At 65.4% G+C, this 16,470-nt stretch carries 16 protein-coding genes and 1 pseudogene; 16 read left to right on the forward strand and 1 reads right to left on the reverse strand.

From position 1 onward, the window contains the following. The first annotated feature begins 3 nt into the window (after positions 1 to 3). The 16 genes and pseudogenes from IPN92_04960 to IPN92_05035 all read left to right on the forward strand — a co-directional run bounded on the left by IPN92_04960 (position 4) and on the right by IPN92_05035 (position 15,556). Complete coding sequence (locus IPN92_04960; protein MBK8637651.1) at positions 4 to 633, forward strand: hypothetical protein; 630 nt, start codon at positions 4 to 6, stop codon at positions 631 to 633. Continuing rightward, the gene (locus IPN92_04965; protein ID MBK8637652.1) at positions 630 to 3,749 is read left to right on the forward strand and encodes a DUF1156 domain-containing protein; all 3,120 of its coding nucleotides are present in this window, start codon (positions 630 to 632) and stop codon (positions 3,747 to 3,749) included. The genes IPN92_04960 and IPN92_04965 overlap by 4 nt, the downstream gene beginning before the upstream one ends. 52 nt (positions 3,750 to 3,801) lie before the next feature. Further along, positions 3,802 to 4,113 carry a nucleotidyltransferase domain-containing protein gene (locus tag IPN92_04970; protein ID MBK8637653.1) on the forward strand — a complete coding sequence of 104 codons (312 nt, stop codon included), beginning with the start codon at positions 3,802 to 3,804 and terminating at the stop codon, positions 4,111 to 4,113. Next, positions 4,097 to 4,399, forward strand: a complete 303-nt coding sequence (locus IPN92_04975) for a HEPN domain-containing protein (GenBank protein MBK8637654.1) — start codon at positions 4,097 to 4,099, stop codon at positions 4,397 to 4,399. Before IPN92_04970 ends, IPN92_04975 begins: the two co-directional genes overlap by 17 nt. After that, the gene (locus IPN92_04980) at positions 4,375 to 4,557 is read left to right on the forward strand and encodes a hypothetical protein (protein MBK8637655.1); all 183 of its coding nucleotides are present in this window, start codon (positions 4,375 to 4,377) and stop codon (positions 4,555 to 4,557) included. The genes IPN92_04975 and IPN92_04980 overlap by 25 nt, the downstream gene beginning before the upstream one ends. Before the next feature lie 120 nt (positions 4,558 to 4,677). Next, positions 4,678 to 5,238, forward strand: a complete 561-nt coding sequence (locus IPN92_04985) for a transposase (GenBank protein MBK8637656.1) — start codon at positions 4,678 to 4,680, stop codon at positions 5,236 to 5,238. A 71-nt stretch (positions 5,239 to 5,309) separates the two neighbouring features. Beyond that, positions 5,310 to 8,672, forward strand: a complete 3,363-nt coding sequence (locus IPN92_04990) for a DUF499 domain-containing protein (GenBank protein ID MBK8637657.1) — start codon at positions 5,310 to 5,312, stop codon at positions 8,670 to 8,672. Positions 8,673 to 8,988: 316 nt separating this feature from the next. Continuing rightward, positions 8,989 to 10,503: a nitrogenase cofactor biosynthesis protein NifB gene (gene nifB / locus IPN92_04995; protein MBK8637658.1), complete on the forward strand. Its 1,515-nt coding sequence runs from the start codon at positions 8,989 to 8,991 to the stop codon at positions 10,501 to 10,503. Between the two features lie 23 nt (positions 10,504 to 10,526). Then, a pseudogene (locus IPN92_05000) lies at positions 10,527 to 10,804 on the forward strand (ferredoxin). A 3-nt stretch (positions 10,805 to 10,807) separates the two neighbouring features. Continuing rightward, positions 10,808 to 12,112, forward strand: a complete 1,305-nt coding sequence (locus tag IPN92_05005) for an FprA family A-type flavoprotein (protein ID MBK8637659.1) — start codon at positions 10,808 to 10,810, stop codon at positions 12,110 to 12,112. A gap of 128 nt (positions 12,113 to 12,240) precedes the next feature. Next, entirely contained in the window at positions 12,241 to 12,525 is a 285-nt protein-coding gene (locus IPN92_05010) for a 2Fe-2S iron-sulfur cluster binding domain-containing protein (GenBank protein MBK8637660.1), read from the forward strand. A gap of 43 nt (positions 12,526 to 12,568) precedes the next feature. Continuing rightward, on the forward strand, positions 12,569 to 12,919 hold the full coding sequence (locus IPN92_05015; GenBank protein MBK8637661.1) for a (2Fe-2S)-binding protein: 351 nt from the start codon (positions 12,569 to 12,571) through the stop codon (positions 12,917 to 12,919). A 1-nt stretch (position 12,920) separates the two neighbouring features. Continuing rightward, positions 12,921 to 13,583 carry a nitrogen fixation protein NifQ gene (locus IPN92_05020; GenBank protein MBK8637662.1) on the forward strand — a complete coding sequence of 221 codons (663 nt, stop codon included), beginning with the start codon at positions 12,921 to 12,923 and terminating at the stop codon, positions 13,581 to 13,583. Beyond that, positions 13,558 to 14,508, forward strand: coding sequence for an ADP-ribosyl-[dinitrogen reductase] hydrolase (gene draG, locus IPN92_05025; GenBank protein ID MBK8637663.1), 951 nt, complete (start codon positions 13,558 to 13,560; stop codon positions 14,506 to 14,508). The genes IPN92_05020 and draG overlap by 26 nt, the downstream gene beginning before the upstream one ends. Before the next feature lie 110 nt (positions 14,509 to 14,618). Next, complete coding sequence (locus tag IPN92_05030; protein ID MBK8637664.1) at positions 14,619 to 15,077, forward strand: DUF2384 domain-containing protein; 459 nt, start codon at positions 14,619 to 14,621, stop codon at positions 15,075 to 15,077. Next, positions 15,077 to 15,556 (forward strand): RES domain-containing protein, encoded by a 480-nt coding sequence (locus IPN92_05035; protein ID MBK8637665.1) that lies wholly within the window; start codon positions 15,077 to 15,079, stop codon positions 15,554 to 15,556. Before IPN92_05030 ends, IPN92_05035 begins: the two co-directional genes overlap by 1 nt. Positions 15,557 to 15,591: 35 nt before the next feature. Here the strand turns inward: IPN92_05035 and IPN92_05040 are convergent, their stop codons facing one another. Then, a complete protein-coding gene (locus tag IPN92_05040) occupies positions 15,592 to 16,434 on the reverse strand; it encodes an SIR2 family protein (protein MBK8637666.1) in 843 nt (280 codons plus the stop codon). Positions 16,435 to 16,470 lie beyond the last annotated feature (36 nt).

Consider the following 16,470-nt stretch of genomic DNA (forward strand, 5'->3'; position numbering starts at 1 on the left):
GCCATGACGGGCAAGCGCGTACTTATGGTTGAAGGCCCGGATGACGAGCATGTGGTTAAGCACATCTGCGGTCAGCGACAACTCGGAAAAATTGAAACTATCCACCCCTATGGCGGCAAAGATCCGCTGATTGAGGGCATAAACGTCCGTCTGAAGGAGAGCGACATTGGCGTGTTGGGGATCATCCTGGATGCGGACACCGACCTTCAAGCCCGATGGCAGGCGGTGGTTTTCCGCCTCAGCGCGGCAGGATACAGCGATGTTCCAGCCGCACCCGCCCCCGAAGGAACCATCATTGAGTCGCCGGCGGATTCGTTGTTGCCCCGAGTTGGTGTTTGGCTGATGCCCGACAATCAAGAGCCGGGCATTCTGGAAGATTTTCTGCGTTTCCTGGTGCCGGAAGGCGACTCTTTGCTGGCCCATGTCGAGCAATCCATCGACAGCATTCCACTTGATCAGATCAAGTTTCCTGAATTGAGGAAACCCAAGGCCCGGATTCATACCTGGCTTGCCTGGCAAGAGGAGCCGGGCAAACCTTTCGGACAAGCCATTTCAGCCCGCTATCTTGATCCCAACCTACCCGCCGCAAATACCTTCGCCAGTTGGTTGCAGCGAACATTCTTTTCCCCATGACCTACAAGAAAAAACTCATCGAAGTCGCCTTGCCGCTCGAAGCCATCAACAAGGCGGCGGCGCGCGAGAAGTCGATCCGTCACGGGCATCCGAGCACCTTGCACCTGTGGTGGGCGCGGCGGCCGTTGGCGGCGGCGCGGGCGGTGATCTTTGCCCAGATGGTCGATGACCCCTCGGCGCATCCCGACCTCTTTCCCACCGCGAAGAAACAGGAAAAAGAGCGCCAGCGGCTGTTCCGCATCATCGAGCAACTGGTGCTGTGGGAGAACACCACCAACGAAACCGTGTTGCAGGCGGCGCGCGACGAAATCTGGCAGAGCTGGCGCTACACCTGCGCCGCGAACGCCGACCACCCGCGGGCCAGGGAGCTGTTCGACCGCTATAAGCTGCCGGCCTTTCATGACCCCTTCGCCGGCGGCGGCGCCCTGCCCCTGGAGGCGCAGCGGCTGGGGCTGGAGAGCTATGCCAGCGACCTCAACCCGGTGGCGGTGCTCATCAACAAGGCCATGATCGAGATCCCGCCCCGCTTTGTCGGCCGCCCGCCCGTGCATCCCGATGCTTTCGGCGCCGCCAAAGCCGGTAAAGGCCAAGCCGCCGTAGGTCGGGTTAGCGGCGCCAGCCGCGTAACCCGACAAGCCGCGCCGAAATCGTCGGGTTACGCTGCCCTAACCCGACCCACGGGCAGCGGTGAGCTATTTGCTCGCGAGTGGCGGGGCGCCCAGGGCCTGGCCGAAGACGTGCGCTACTACGGCCAGTGGATGCGCAACGAGGCCGAGAAGCGCATCGGCCACCTCTATCCCCAGATCGAGGTCACGGCCGAGATGGTCGAGGACCCGCGCAATCCTCGACCGGACCTGAAGCCCTACCTGGGCCGCAAGCTCACCGTCATCGCCTGGCTCTGGGCGCGCACGGTGAAGAGCCCCAACCCGGCCTTTGCCTATGTCGATGTGCCGCTCGCCTCGACCTTCATGCTGAGTACCAAGGCGGGCAAGGAGGCCTATGTCGAGCCTGTCCTGACGCCCTCCCCCCTCGCGGGGGAGGGCGGGGGAGAGGGGGCCGGCGGCTATCACTTTACGGTGAAGGTGGGTAAACCGCGGGATGCGGAGGCGGCGAAGAACGGCACCAAGCTCTCGCGCGGCGCGAACTTCAAGTGCCTGATGTCGGACGCGCCGATGACCGGCGACTACATCAAGGCCGAGGGCAAGGCCGGGCGCATGGGTGCGCGGCTGATGGCGGTGGTGGCCGAAGGCACGCGCGGTCGCGTTTATCTCTCGCCGACACCGGAGCAGGAAGCTACTGCGCTCAAGGCGCAACCGGAGTGGAAGCCGGAAACGCCCTTGCCCGACGATCCGCGCAACTTCTGGACGGTGCAATACGGGCTGACGACCTACGGCGACCTCTTCACCCCCCGCCAACTCGTGGCGCTGACGACCTTCTCCGATCTGGTGGCCGAGGCGCGCGAGCGGGTCCAGCGCGACGCCCTCGCCGCCAGTTGGCCTGCCGATGACGCCGTTCGCCCCGAGCCTGTCGAAGGGTGGAACGGCGTGCCCGTACGTGGTTCGACGGGCTCACCACGTACGGGTATCAGTCTCGCTGAAGGAGGCACCGGCGCGACGGCCTATGCGGAGGCGGTTGGCGTGTATTTGGGGATCGCGCTGAGCAGGCTCACCGATATCTGCAATGCGCTTTGCCGCTGGGAAGTCACGAAGACCCAGGTCCGCAACCTATTCGGGCGACAAGCTATTCCAATGATCTGGGACTACGCTGAGAACAACGTGTTTGGCAAGGCGGCTGGTGATTACACGGTCAGTCTCGGCAACATGGTGAAGGCCCTCGAACAGGTGCCCGCTCAACATCCCGGTTTCGCTAAGCAGGACTACGCGCAATCGCAGTCAGTCAGCACCGACAAGCTCGTCTCCACCGACCCGCCCTACTACGACAACATCGGCTACGCTGATCTCTCCGACTTCTTCTACGTCTGGCTGCGCCGCTCACTGCGCCCGGTGTTCCCCGACCTTTTCGCCACAATGGCGGTCCCAAAGGCCGAGGAACTGGTCGCCACACCCTACCGTCACGGCAGCAAGGAGAAGGCCGAGACCTTCTTCCTCGACGGCATGACGCACGCCATGCACCGACTGGCCGAGCAGGCGCATCCCGCCTTCCCGGTCACCATCTACTACGCCTTCAAGCAGGCGGAGACGAAGGGGGACGCCGGCACGACCAATACCGGCTGGGACACCTTTCTGGCCGCCGTCATCGAGGCCGGGTTCGCCATCAGTGGCACCTGGCCGATGCGCACCGAACTCGGTAACCGTATGATCGGCTCGGGCACCAACGCCCTTGCCTCCAGCATCGTCCTCGTCTGCCGCAAGCGCCCTGCCAACGCCCCCACCGCCACCCGCCGCGACTTCGTGTCTGCCCTCAAGGCCGAGCTGCCGCAGGCCCTCGCCCATCTTCAGCGCGGCAACATCGCCCCGGTGGATCTGGCCCAGGCCGCCATCGGCCCCGGTATGGCGGTCTATACCCGCTATTCAAAAGTGCTCGACGCCGAGGGCCAGCCGCTCCCAGTCCGCGCCGCCCTGGCGCTCATCAACCAGACCCTGGACGAGGCCCTCGCCGAGCAGGAGGGCGACTTCGACGCCGACAGCCGCTGGGCGCTGACCTGGTTCGATCAGGTGGGTTTTGCCGAGGGGGATTTCGGCGTGGCCGAACAGTTATCGAAATCCAAGAACACCAGTGTGCAAGGCTTGGCCGAGGCCGGCATCCTGGTCTCTAAGGCTGGCAAGGTGCGCCTGCTCAAACCCGCCGAGCTGCCCGCCGACTGGGATCCGACGACCGACAAGCGCCTCACCGTCTGGGAGATGGTCCACCAACTGATCCGCGTCCTCGAATTCGGCGGCGAGGGCGCGGCGGCGGCCCTGGTCGCCAAACTCGGCGGCCAGGCCGAGACCGCCCGTGAGCTGTGCTACCGCCTCTACACCCTGTGCGAGCGCAAGAAGCGCGCGACCGAGGCCATGGCCTACAACGGCCTGGTGCAGAGCTGGCCCGAGATCACCCGCCTGGCCCAGGCGACACCGCCCGCCGCCGCGACCGGCACCGGCGATTTGTTTGCATAACCACCCGCGAGGTCAAATCATGCAAGTCGCTATCGACCGGGCGAACCCAATGATGAATCTGATCGATGAGGCACTGGCCTGTCTCAAGCCGGCGGTTCCGGCCGGGACCCGACTGATCGTGTTTGGCTCCCAGGCGCGCGGCGATGCGCGGGCAAACAGCGACCTCGACCTGCTGGTGGTGGAAGAGGACGTGCCCGACCGGTTCGCGGAGATGGCGCGCCTTGCCACCCTGTTGGGTCGGCGCCTGATCCCCGCCGATGTGGTGGTGATGAGCTTGGATGCCTTCGAGCGCCAGAAAACGGTGGTCAACACCTTGGCCTGGCATGCGGCGCGGGAGGGGCAGGCGTATGACTTGGCTGCTTGAGCACGCGCTGGCGCTGCTGGTCTGTGCGCGCGATGACCTTTATGTCGTTCGGCAGCTGGGCGCCGATCCGGAAGCGCCTGGCTGGGTGCTCGGCTTTCATGCCCAGCAAGCCGTGGAGAAGGCGCTCAAGGCGGTGCTCTCCGGCGCCGGGCTGGCCTATCCGCGCACGCATAATCTGGTGATGCTGAGCGAGCTGCTGCGCACGGCCGCGATTGCGTTGCCGCCGGATATTCGATGCAACAACGAATTGAGGACCGAAGGATGCCAACAGAGCATTTTGACCTGAATGATATCGAGCATGAGCCCACGGATGAGCAACTGGATGCCTTGATGAAGTCGGTGGCCGCCGAGGCGAATCGACGTGCGGAGCATGCACGCGAGGAGTTGATGCGGCGACTGCGCGAGACCATCGCCGCTACCAATCGTCATCAGGTTCCGACATGAGCGAGACCCTGAAGCCGCGTTTGATCGTCGTGGCCGGCCCCAATGGGGCGGGCAAGACCTCAATCACCGAGCAGCGGCGTAGGTCGGGTTAGCGAAGCGTAACCCGACACCCAGTCAGCCATGCAATACCGACGCGCCTGGATCCCCGGTGGTTCCTATTTCTTTACGGTGGTGACGGACCATCGGAGACCTCTGTTGGCTACCGAGTCCGCCGTTGAGGTGCTGCGCCAGGCCATTCGAACCGTGCGGGCTAAGCGCCCCTTTGCTGTGGATGCGATGGTGGTCCTTCCTGATCATCTGCATTGTATTTGGACCTTGCCGCCGGGGGACGCGGATTTTGCTACTCGGTGGCGGCTGATCAAGACTTGGTTTACCAAGCATTGTGATCCGGGTTTGCTCGATATGGCGTCGGGTTACGCTGCGCTAACCCGACCTACGGATGTGGGCACGGAGGTTGATAATGCCGTCTGGCAGAATCGATATTGGGAACATGTTCTTCGCGATGAGACGGATTATGAGCGCCACGCTGATTACATTCATTACAATCCGGTGAAGCATGGGCTTGTTGCCTCGGCTGGGGACTGGCCCTACTCCAGCTTTCGCCGGTTTGTCACGGTCGGGTTGTATCCCGAGAACTGGGGGCAAGGTGTATTGGCATTCGATGGAGTTGGGCATGAATAACGAGATCGCATTGTCGGATTATGCTGCGCTAATCCGACTTACTGTCGTTGTGGACCACGAGTACCGATAACATGGCCATCACCAACCACGAGCGGGTCGGCAAGGCCCTGGAACTGCTGAAGGCGGGTCTCGGGCCCTTTGTTGACCGGGAGGTCAGGGCGGCCATTGCCGCTAATGCCCTGTCCATGGCCAAGGTGCGGGGCTTCGTCGAGGACCCGATGCTGGCCCACAAGGGTATCGAGGAGTGGGACAGCGCGGCCCTGCTCAAGCTGATGGCGGAGACCTGGAACGAGGTCTTCCGCCAGATCCTCGGCTTTGCCGAGCGCGGGCTGGTGTCGGAGATCCGCACCTGGCGCAACCAGTGGGCCCACCAGGAGCCCTTCTCCAGCGATGACGCCTACCGTGCCCTGGATTCCGCCGAGCGCCTGCTGTCCGCCGTCTCGGCCCCCGAGTCCGATGAGGTGGAGCGGATGAAGATGGAGCTGCTGCGCCTGCGCTTCGACGAGCAGGCGCGCGGCGAGAAGCGCAAGTCGGTCAGCCAGGCGATCGAGAGCGGGGTGACGGGTAACCTCAAGCCCTGGCGCGAGGTGGTGATGCCGCATGAGGACGTGGCCAGCGGCCGCTACCAGCAGGCCGAATTCGCCGCCGACTTGTGGCAGGTGCATCTGGGCGAGGGCACGCCGGAGTACCGCGATCCCGTGGAGTTCTTCCGCCGGACCTACCTCACCGAGAGCCTCAAAGGGATGCTGGTGGGGGCCGTGCGGCGGTTGGCGCCCTTGGCCACGGCGGCCGGTGGCGATCCGGTCATCCAGTTGCAGACCAACTTCGGCGGCGGCAAGACGCATTCGATGCTGGCGCTCTATCACCTCTTCTCTGGCATCGCGCCGACCGAGCTGGCGGGCATCGATGCGGTGATGGCCGCCGCCGGGACCCATGCGGTGCCGACGGCCCGGCGCGTGGTCCTGGTGGGCAACAAGATTTCGCCCGGCAACCCGAGCGTCAAGCCGGACGGCACCGTGATCCGCACCCTCTGGGGGGAACTGGCCTGGCAACTGGGCGGCCCGCCAGCCTTCGCCCGGGTGCGGGCCGACGACGAGCAGGCCACCAGCCCCGGCGATGTGCTGCGCGAGCTGTTCAATGACTACGGCCCCTGCCTGATCCTGGTGGACGAGTGGGTGGCCTACGCCCGCCAGCTCCACGACCAGAGCGACCTGCCGGCGGGTGGCTTCGAGACCCAATTCACCTTCGCCCAGGTGCTGACCGAATCGGCCAAGTTGGCGAAGCATTGCCTGCTGGTCATCAGTCTGCCGGCCTCGGATACCTCGGGCCGGTCCCACGCGGATGACGTGGAGGTCGGCGGCACCCGCGGGCGGGAGGCCCTGGACCGGCTGCGCAACGTGGTGGGGCGGGTGGAGTCCTCCTGGCGGCCGGCCAGCGCCGAGGAAGGCTTCGAGATCGTCCGGCGCCGCCTCTTCCAGCCCCTGTCCGACCCGGCCCAGTTCAAGGATCGCGACGTGGTGGCGCGGGCCTTCGCCGACTTCTACCGGAACCAGCAGGCGGAGTTTCCGCCCGAGTGTCGCGACTCGGACTACGAGGGCCGCCTCAAGGCCGCCTATCCGATCCACCCGGAGATCTTCGACCGGCTCTATACCGACTGGTCCACCCTGGTGAAATTCCAGCGCACGCGCGGCGTCCTGCGGCTAATGGCGGCGGTTATCCATAGCCTGTGGGAGAAGGGCGACCGCAATCCGCTGATCCTGCCGGCCAATGTCTCGATCGATGATCCACGCGTGCAGTCGGAGCTGACGCGCTATCTGTCGGACAACTGGGTGCCGGTGATCGAGAAGGACGTGGACGGGCCGAATTCCTTACCGCTGAAGTTGGACAGTGCCTTGCCCAACCTGGGGAAGCTCTCGGCTTGCCGGCGGGTGGCGCGCACCATTTACCTGGGCTCGGCGCCGACCACGGCCGCCGCGCACAAGGGCATTGAGGACCGGCGGGTGAAGCTCGGGTGCGTCATGCCTGGAGAATCCCCCGCCGTGTTCGGCGATGCCCTGCGTCGCATGGCGAGCGCCGCGACTTATCTGTATCAGGACGGCCCGCACTATTGGTACTCGACTCAGCCGACCGTGACCAAGCTGGCCGAGGACCGCGCCGAGCAGTTGAAACGCGAGCCGGACAAGGTCGCGCATGAGCTGGAGCAGCGCCTGCGCAAGGATCTCATGCGCATGGGTGACTTCGCCCGTATCCACCCGCTGCCCCAGAGCGGCGCCGATGTGCCGGATGACCTGGACGCCCGCCTGGTGTTGCTGGGCATCGGGGATCCTTACAGCAAGGAGACCAACAGCCCGGCGGAGTTGGCGGCCAAATCCATCCTGGAGTCGCGCGGCAACACGCCCCGTCTCTATCGCAACACCCTGGTCTTCCTGGCGGCGGACAGGACCCGCTTACAGGACCTGGACGAGGCCGCGCGCAAGTATCTGGCCTGGGTGTCGATCCTGGCCGAACAGAAGGATCTCAACCTGTCGCCCTTTCAGGTGACCCAGGCCGAGACCCAGCGGACCGCCGCCGATGGCACCGTGACCGCCCGGCTGCCGGAGACCTATCTGTGGCTGCTGGTGCCGGGGCAGGCGACGCCCCAGGCCCCCATCGTCTGGGAGGCCCTGCGGTTGTCCGGGACCGACGCCCTGGCGGTGCGGGCCAGCAAGAAGCTGCGTTCCGACGAACTTTTTCTGACCAGCTTTGGCGCCAGCCGCCTGAAAATGGAACTGGACAAGATTCCCCTCTGGCAGGGGGATCATGTGTCCGTGCGGCAGTTGGTGGCCTATTTCGCCTCCTACCTCTACCTGCCTCGCCTCAAGGAGCCCGGCGTGCTCCTGGGAGCCCTGGGTGCTGGCCTCAATCTGCTGACCTGGACCCAGGACAGCTTCGGCCTGGCCGACAGTTACGACGAGGCCGCTGGCCGCTACCGGGGGCTGCGCGGCGGCACCCTCCTGAACCTGTCCGATCCCCAGGGCACCGAGCTGGTAGTGCGGCCCGAGGTGGCCTGCCGGCAACTGGATGCGGAGCGGGCGGCGGCCGTGCCGCCGGCGCCGGGCCTGGTGACGGGGGTGGGTGATGGCGCGGACGGAGGGCGGACTGACACCGTTACGCCGCCCCGCGTGCCTCCCTCCGCAGTCACGCCGCCGGCAGCTGCTCCGCCGAGGCGCTTTCATGGCACCGTGCCTCTGGATGAGGCCCGCGTGGGCCGGGATGCCAGCAGAATCGCCGAGGAGGTCATCGCCCATCTCGTGGCCCTGGTGGGGGCCCGGGTCACCGTGACCCTCGAAATCGAGGCGGAGGTGCCCGTCGGGGCGCCGGACCGGGTGGTGCGGACCCTGACCGAGAACTGCCGGACCCTGAAGTTCACCAGTCATGGGTTCGAGCGCGATTAGGGGCGACCAGGCGCCGCCGCTGTTTCCATTCCCACAAGTGGGCGGCCAGGAGTCTGTCGGATAGACGACAAGCCGGCCCTGGATACCTAGCTCATCCCTCCCTGCCGGGCGGTCTGGCTCGCCCGCGACGGGCCTGTTCCAGGCCAGCCCCACCCGCTGGATATAATTTATATTTATATCAAAATCAGCGATCTATCTCAAAAATCGCCCTGGCCAGAACTCCCCAGGAGTAAGTCCGGCACGGGCCTTGCTGTAGTGACTCCAGAAGCCATTTTAATCCCGAGGGGCTACCCTGCCCCTGATCTCTGGAGGCGCTATGTTGGAGTTGAAGGTCGCGAGCCGCGCCGGGGTCGGTGCCTCCGCCGAGGGCTGTGCAGCGAGCGGTTGTGGCGGGTCATCCGCCGGCCTCTCCCACCTGCCGGAGCATATCCGCGCCAAGGTCCACAATCACCCCTGCTACTCGGAGGAGGCCCATCATCACTATGCCCGCATGCATGTGGCGGTGGCCCCGGCCTGCAATATTCAATGTCACTACTGTAATCGTAAGTACAACTGTGCCAACGAGTCCCGCCCCGGGGTGGTTTCGGAACTCCTGACCCCCGACCAGGCGGTGAAAAAGGTGCTGGCGGTGGCGGCCACCATTCCCCAGATGGCGGTGCTGGGCATCGCCGGCCCCGGCGATCCCCTCGCCAATCCCGAGCGCACCCTGGCCACCTTCCGGGCCCTCGCCGAGCAGGCCCCCGACATCAAGCTCTGCGTCTCGACCAATGGGCTGGCCCTGCCAGATCTGGTCGAGGATTTGTGCGCGCTCAACATCGACCACGTCACCCTCACCATCAACTGCGTGGACCCGGATGTCGGCGCCCTCATTTACCCCTGGATCTTCTGGAAGAACCGCCGGATCAAGGGCCGCAAGGCCGCCGAGATCCTGATCGAACGGCAGCAACAGGGCCTGGAGATGCTGGTGGCGCGCGGCGTCCTGGTCAAGGTCAACTCGGTGCTGATCCCCGGGGTCAACGACGAGCACCTGAAAGAGGTCTCCCGGCTGGTCAAGGCCAAGGGGGCCTTCCTGCACAACGTCATGCCCCTGATCGCGGAGCCCGAGCACGGCACCTTCTATGGCCTCATGGGCCAGCGCGGTCCGACCCACGACGAACTCCAGCAACTCCAGGATGCCTGCGCCGGCGACATGGCCATGATGCGTCACTGTCGTCAGTGCCGGGCCGACGCGGTGGGGATGCTGGGCGAGGACCGGGGGGCCGAATTCAGCCTGGACAAGATCGAGACCCTGGAGATCGATTACCCCCAGGCCATGGCGCGGCGGCGCCAGGTCCATGCCGACATCGAGGCCCAGCGCGCGGCCGCGGCCCAGCCCCCGGGCCGGGGCGAGATCCTGATCGCGCCGACCGCCATCCAGCGGGTCAGGCGGGAGACGCGCCCGGTCCTGATGGCGGTGGCGACCAGCGGCGGCGGGCTGATTAATCAGCACTTCGGCCAGGCCCGCGAGTTCCTCGTCTACGAGGCCAGTGCCCGGGAGGTGCGCTTCGTCGGCGTGCGCAAGGTGGGGGCCTATTGCAGCGGTCCCGACGACTGTGGCGAGCTGGATTGGGTCCTGGGGGATACCCTCCGCGCCCTGTCCGGCTGCGAGGCGGTGCTCTGCTCCCGGATCGGGTTTGAACCCTGGGGCCAACTGGAGGCGGCGGGCATCACCCCGAACGGCGAGCACGCCCTGGAGCCCATCGAGCAGGCGGTGGCCAGCCTGTACCAGGAATGGGTCGCAGCGGGGCGGTTGGCGATGCCCAGTCCCGAGCGGGCGCGGCGGCGCGCCTGAATTCTCCCAGGAGGTTAATAGCCATGGCTTTTCAAATCGTCGAAGGTTGCGTGAACTGCTGGGCCTGCCTGCCCCTCTGTCCCAGCCAGGCCATACTCGCGGTCAAGCCGCACTTCCTGATCGATTCCTGGCGTTGCAACGAGTGCGAGGGCCACTATGCCGATCCCCAGTGTGCCAGTATCTGCCCGGTCGAGGGGTCATTCTCTATGCCGTGGGCATCCCCCTGAATTCGCCCGGTTCGCTGACCGGCATCCCTCCCGAGCGCCGGGCCGCGACCCGGGCCGAGATCGGGGCTCGTTAAGCCATGGTTACCCCGGAACCCGTCTGGGCCCCGGCGCCGCTCCCGGCCAATCTCCCCGGCGCGGTCGAGGTCGCCCCCGGTGTCCACTGGATCGGCGCCATGGACCCGACCCTGCGCACCTTCGACATCATCCTGCGCACCGCCAACGGGACCAGCTACAACGCCTTCCTGGTGCGGGGGGATGAGGGGGTGGCCGTGGTGGATACGGTCAAGCTGGAGTTCGCGGCGGAGTTTTTTCGGCGCCTGGAGTCCGTCGCGGATTACGCGGAGATCCGGGTCATCGTGCTCAACCACCTGGAACCGGATCACAGCGGGGCGCTGCCGGAGTTGATGCGCCGCGCCCCCCAGGCGCGCCTCTATATCTCCACCCGCGCCACCGCCATGCTCAAGGCCTTGCTGAAGCCCAAGGCCACGGACCGGCCCCTGGAGTACCAGACGGTCGGCACCGGGGACGAGGTCTCTCTGGGCAACCGCACCCTGCGGTTCCTCCATACCCCCTTTCTGCACTGGCCCGATACCCAGTGCACCTATCTGGTGGAGGAGGGGGTCTTGTTCTCCGGAGATATCTTCGGTTGTCACTATTGCGACAGCCGGCTCTTTAACGATCGGGTCGGGGACTTTCGCTTTTCCTTCGACTACTACTACGCCCACATCATGCGGCCCTTCAAGGCCCATGTGATCACGGCTCTCAAGTTGATCGAGCCCCTGCGGCTCAACCTGATCGCACCGACCCATGGCCCTATCCTGCGGGACCGGCCCCGACGCTACGTCACGCACTATCGGGAGCTGTCCACTTCCAGCCTTGCCGAGCGCATCGGCAACGAGGAGCTGTCGCTGTGCATCTTCTACATGAGTGCCTACGGCAGTACCGCGCGTATGGCCGAGGCGGTGCAAGCCGGGGCGGAGGAGGAGCCCGGGGTCCGCGTCTCCCTCTATGACCTGGCGGGCGGCGAGACGGCACCCTTCGTGGATCTGATCGAGGAGGCGGATGCCATCGTCTTTGGCTCCCCCACCATCAACGGCGATGCGGTGAAACCCGTGTGGGATCTGCTGTCCTCCCTGGCGGTGGTCAATCTCCAGGGCAAGCTGGGGGCGGCCTTCGGCTCCTTCGGATGGAGCGGCGAGGCGGTCCGCATGATCGAGGATCGGATGCGGGGGCTGAAGATGCGGGTGCCGGTAGCCGGCCTGCGAATCAAGCTCATCCCCACCGACGAGGAACTCGATGCGTGTCGCGACTTCGGTCATGGGCTCGCGCTGGCCCTGCTGGGCGAGGGTGCGGAGCGGGTGATCGAGATGGCTGACCTCTGATGGGTGCCACCCAGGATCACCGCCCAGGCGCGGAACATGACCTGTCCCCCTACCGGAACCGGTCTTCGTCATGGACCGGGGCACGCGATATTTTTCTATTTTAATCAGTCAATCAGGAGTCCCGAACTATGCCAAAAGCCAGAGTTACCTTCGATGATATCCGTCAGACCGTCAATGTCCCGGCGGGTACCCGGGTGATCGAGATCTCCGAGAAGATCGGGGCCGGGATCATCTACGGGTGCCGCGAGGGCGATTGCGGTACCTGCATGATGCATGTCCTTGAAGGTTGGAATAATCTCACCGAGCCCTCGGTGCTTGAGGAGAAGGTTCTGCGCGAAAACATGGCGAGCCGCCACGATCGGCTGGCTTGCCAGGCCCAGGTCCTTGGCGATTGTAAGGTCAAGCCTGCTTGACGACGTCGATTAACCCTAACCCAGCGATTGTGGAGAAGCACCCATGGCTCTCGTGACCTTTTCGAGCCCCGATTACAAGGATAAAACGGTTTATGCCGTGGCGGGAAGCCACACCGAGACCCTGCTCAAGATCGCCAAGGAGCACAAGGTCCCGGTTCATCATGACTGTCAGGACGGTGAATGTGGCAACTGTCTGGTCCACGTCACCAGCGTGGACCATAAGAATCAGCGGATGGGCGGACCCCTCACGGATAAGGAAAAAACGGTCCTGCGCGAACTCGGCAAGATCACCCCGGACGATATCGAACGGATGGCGGTGGACGACATCCCCACCGAATGGCGTCTGGCCTGCCAGATGATCGTGCGGGATGAAGATATCCTGGTGGCCTATTGAGATGTGGGCCTTGTCGTCTACCTCGTCCTTGCCGGCGCCCCGCTCGGGTTGCCAGCTATGGCCGGAGGCACTGCCTCTGGCGATCGGGATTGATGACCTTTATGCCCGGCTCATGACTCAGGCGACGGGGATGGGCAATGACGGGGCCTTTGCCGCCATGATCGCCACCCGGGGGGCGGGCGGGGGTGCCCTGCCGCCCTGGCTTGGCCTGGAGCGCCTGACCTGCCTGCGCCTGCTGGACTGCCATTTCCCAGGCCTGGGATCGCTGGCCCTGCCCCTGGTCCTGAAGGGATTGGCCACCCGCGGTCCCGGGTGGCGGCCGTGCCCCGACCCGCGTCAAGCGGAACGCCAGGATTTGATCGACCTCATGCTTGCGCACCGCGCCGGCGGTTCACCCTCGGAGGTCTGGATGGCCGCCGTGGTGGCGGCCGGTTGCATGGGCGGCGATCACCTCTGGGAAGACCTGGGCCTGAGAAGGCGCCCGGAATTGACCGAACTCATGCGCCGCAACTTCCCGACCCTCGCCGCCCGCAATGTCCGGGATATGAAATGGAAGCGTTTCCTCTACAAGCAATTGTGCGAGGCCGAGGGTATTCATGCCTGCCTCGCCCCGTCCTGCGAGGTGTGCGCCGATTATCATGTTTGTTTTTCACCCCATCATTGAGGTTGCCCGCGCCGGGATTCCGGCGGGGCTGAGTGCCCGGGCCGAGGGCGCCTACCTGGGGCTGGCCGTGGGCGACGCCCTCGGCGCCACTACGGAGTTCATGACGCCCCGGGAGATTCGCCAGGCCCATGGGGTGCATCGGCATCTGAGCGGGGGCGGCTGGTTGCGGCTGCGGCGGGGCCAGGTCACGGACGACACCGAGATGAGCCTGGCCCTGGGGCGCGCCATCCTCGATGCAGGCAGGGTGGACGCAGGGGCGATCGCCGAGTCCTTCAGCGCCTGGATGCGGGGCAAGCCCGTGGATATCGGTCACACGGTACGGCGTGGCATCATCCGCTATCGCCAGACGGGACAGACGGTGATGCCGCTGAACGACCAGGATGCCGGCAATGGCGCCTGCATGCGCGCCCTGCCCATCGCCCTCTGTACCCTGGGACTGGACGCAGCCGCAGTGGCCGAGGCCAACCAGATCCAATCCCACACCACCCATCACAGCCCCCTCGGGGATGCCGGGACCCTGACCGTGATCCGCATGGTCCAGACCAGCCTGGGGGGCGGGGACCTGGCCGAGCTGAAATTATTGGCGGAGGCCCTGGTGGATCGGGAGCCAAGATACCGTTACGACCACCAGCCGATGGAAAACCCGGGCGGCTATATCGTCGAGACCCTGCAAGCGGTCTTCCAGGCGTTGTTCGGCACCCCTGACTTCGAGACCGCCCTGATCGACGTGGTCAACCGGGGCGGGGATGCGGATACCACAGGGGCCATCCTCGGCATGATCGCCGGCGCCCTTTACGGCCGGGAGGCCATCCCCAGACGTTGGCTTGCCGCCCTGGACCCCCGGATCAGGGAGTCCTGCCGGGAACAGGCCAGTGCCCTCTTGAGGGTCGCGCCCAAGGGCCGAGAACTCGGCTGGGACAGATGAAGGAAGGCTACCCCTTGTCGAAGTAACGAAGCCGTGGGGCGAAGCCTGGCGGACAGGTGCTGCCATTTTTTACTATAATGACTGCCATCTGGCAATTCTGGAGCTCGCCCATGTACCCCGCCGCTGCCCCAACCGCACCCTCTTCGCTTGCGATTGACGACCTGCTCGGCGGCCAGCCTGTCCTGGCCACGATACCCCGCTCGGCACTTGATTGGATAACCCTCATTCGCCTCGGCATCCCTGCGTCCGCGATCGACGCCCTGACCCGGCTCACCCACCTGTCCCGGTCCGAGCTGGCCGCCGCGGTGGGAATTCCCGAGCGGACCCTGGCCCGACGCAAGCGCGAGGGTCGGCTCAACAGCGAGGAGTCGTCCCGGTTGATCCGCCTGGCCCGCGTGGTGGCCCGCGGCGAGGAGGTCTTCGAGGACCTGGAGGCGGCCATCCACTGGCTCCAGTCGGCCAATGCCGCCCTCGGCGGCGTTACCCCCCTGAGCCTGCTCGACACCGATATCGGCGCCGAAGGGGTCATGGATACCCTGGGACGGATCGAGCAAGGTATCTTCGCCTGATGCTGACAGTCTGGCGAATCGTGACCGCGCGCTTTGCCGACAGCGCCTTCTCCGGCGAGGGGGCCAGGCGCTACGGGGGGCGCTGGAACCGCAAGGGTATCCCGCTGGTTTACACCGCTGGCAGCCAATCCCTGGCGATGCTGGAGATGCTCGTACAAGATGAGCCCCTGAGGGCCCGGTACTTCATGATCCCGGCGGAGATCCCCGGGGACTTGCCCATGGGGCGGGTCACTCCCGAACAGCTTCCTCCCGATTGGCGGGCCCCGGTGGCCTTGGCCTCTCTCCAGGCCCTTGGGACCGCCTGGGCCACCGGGCTGACCACGCCCCTGCTAGCGGTGCCCAGCGCGGTGGTTCCCGTCGAGACGAACTACCTGCTCAACCCCCTCCATCCGGACTTTGCGCGTATTCGGGTGGGCGAGCCTCGGGAGTTGGTCACCGATCTGCGCCTGATGACGATCAGGACTCCCGCGGGCCGGTGAGGGCGGTGTGGCGGCCAACTGCGTCATGTCCCACATCACGCATCGCAACCCGCCGCGGCGAGCAGGTCGGGTATGGCCGCCGTGATGATCTCAATGTCTTTTCCCGCGCAGAAGCGGCGCTCCTTGGCCGTCGGCTCGGGGATCAGTGCCCAGCCTCGGGGCGATCCCGACCCATAGGTGATATCCGACAGCAGCATGCGTTCGGTATCGCGCAGCAGGCGCAGGCCGAGGAAGGCGTATTGGCGGCCGGGGCGATAGGCCTTGAGAGAGGCGGGGATGGCAAAGCCGCCCATGAGTTCGGTGAGATAGTCCACGTAGTCCGCGTCCGAGGCGATGTAGGTGGCATCGGGGCGCGGGCTGCCCATGGGCTTGAATAGCACCGGCAGGCCGGGCACCACGACCTCCTGGGTCACCTCCTGGTAGCGGGCGCCATCGTAATGATGGATGCGAAAGCGGAAATCGGTGCCGCCCGTCCTGGCGATACCCCGCACCAGCGTATGGGGCCGCTTCGCGTGGGAATCCTGGAGCTGGGTATCCCGATTGAGATCAATCACATAGGGTAGCGCCAGGGACTTCAGCCAGTCATGCAGGGGCGCGCGCGTCCAGGTCCGCTGCCCGTAAGTCTGATCCAGGAAGCGCTGCACGGCGCCGCGCCCCCGTTTGAGCTCCACGTTCATGGCAGCCCTGGAAAATTCCCACATGAGTCGGGGCGACATGGGGCGGCCATTGTTGAGCCCGATGATGAGGCTGTCGCTATCCGCGGGGATGTGTTCCTGGCTCAGAGGGTCGACGACCCCGGCCAAGGCCCCGGGGCCTAAAAAGGGGATGATCTCGCCCCTCTCGATGCCCCGCACCAGCTCGATCAGTGTTTGTGACATTCCGATGTCCTCCATGGCGTGGTTGGCCGAGTCGCT

The organism is Chromatiaceae bacterium (assembly GCA_016714645.1).
GTDB lineage: Bacteria > Pseudomonadota > Gammaproteobacteria > Chromatiales > Chromatiaceae > M0108.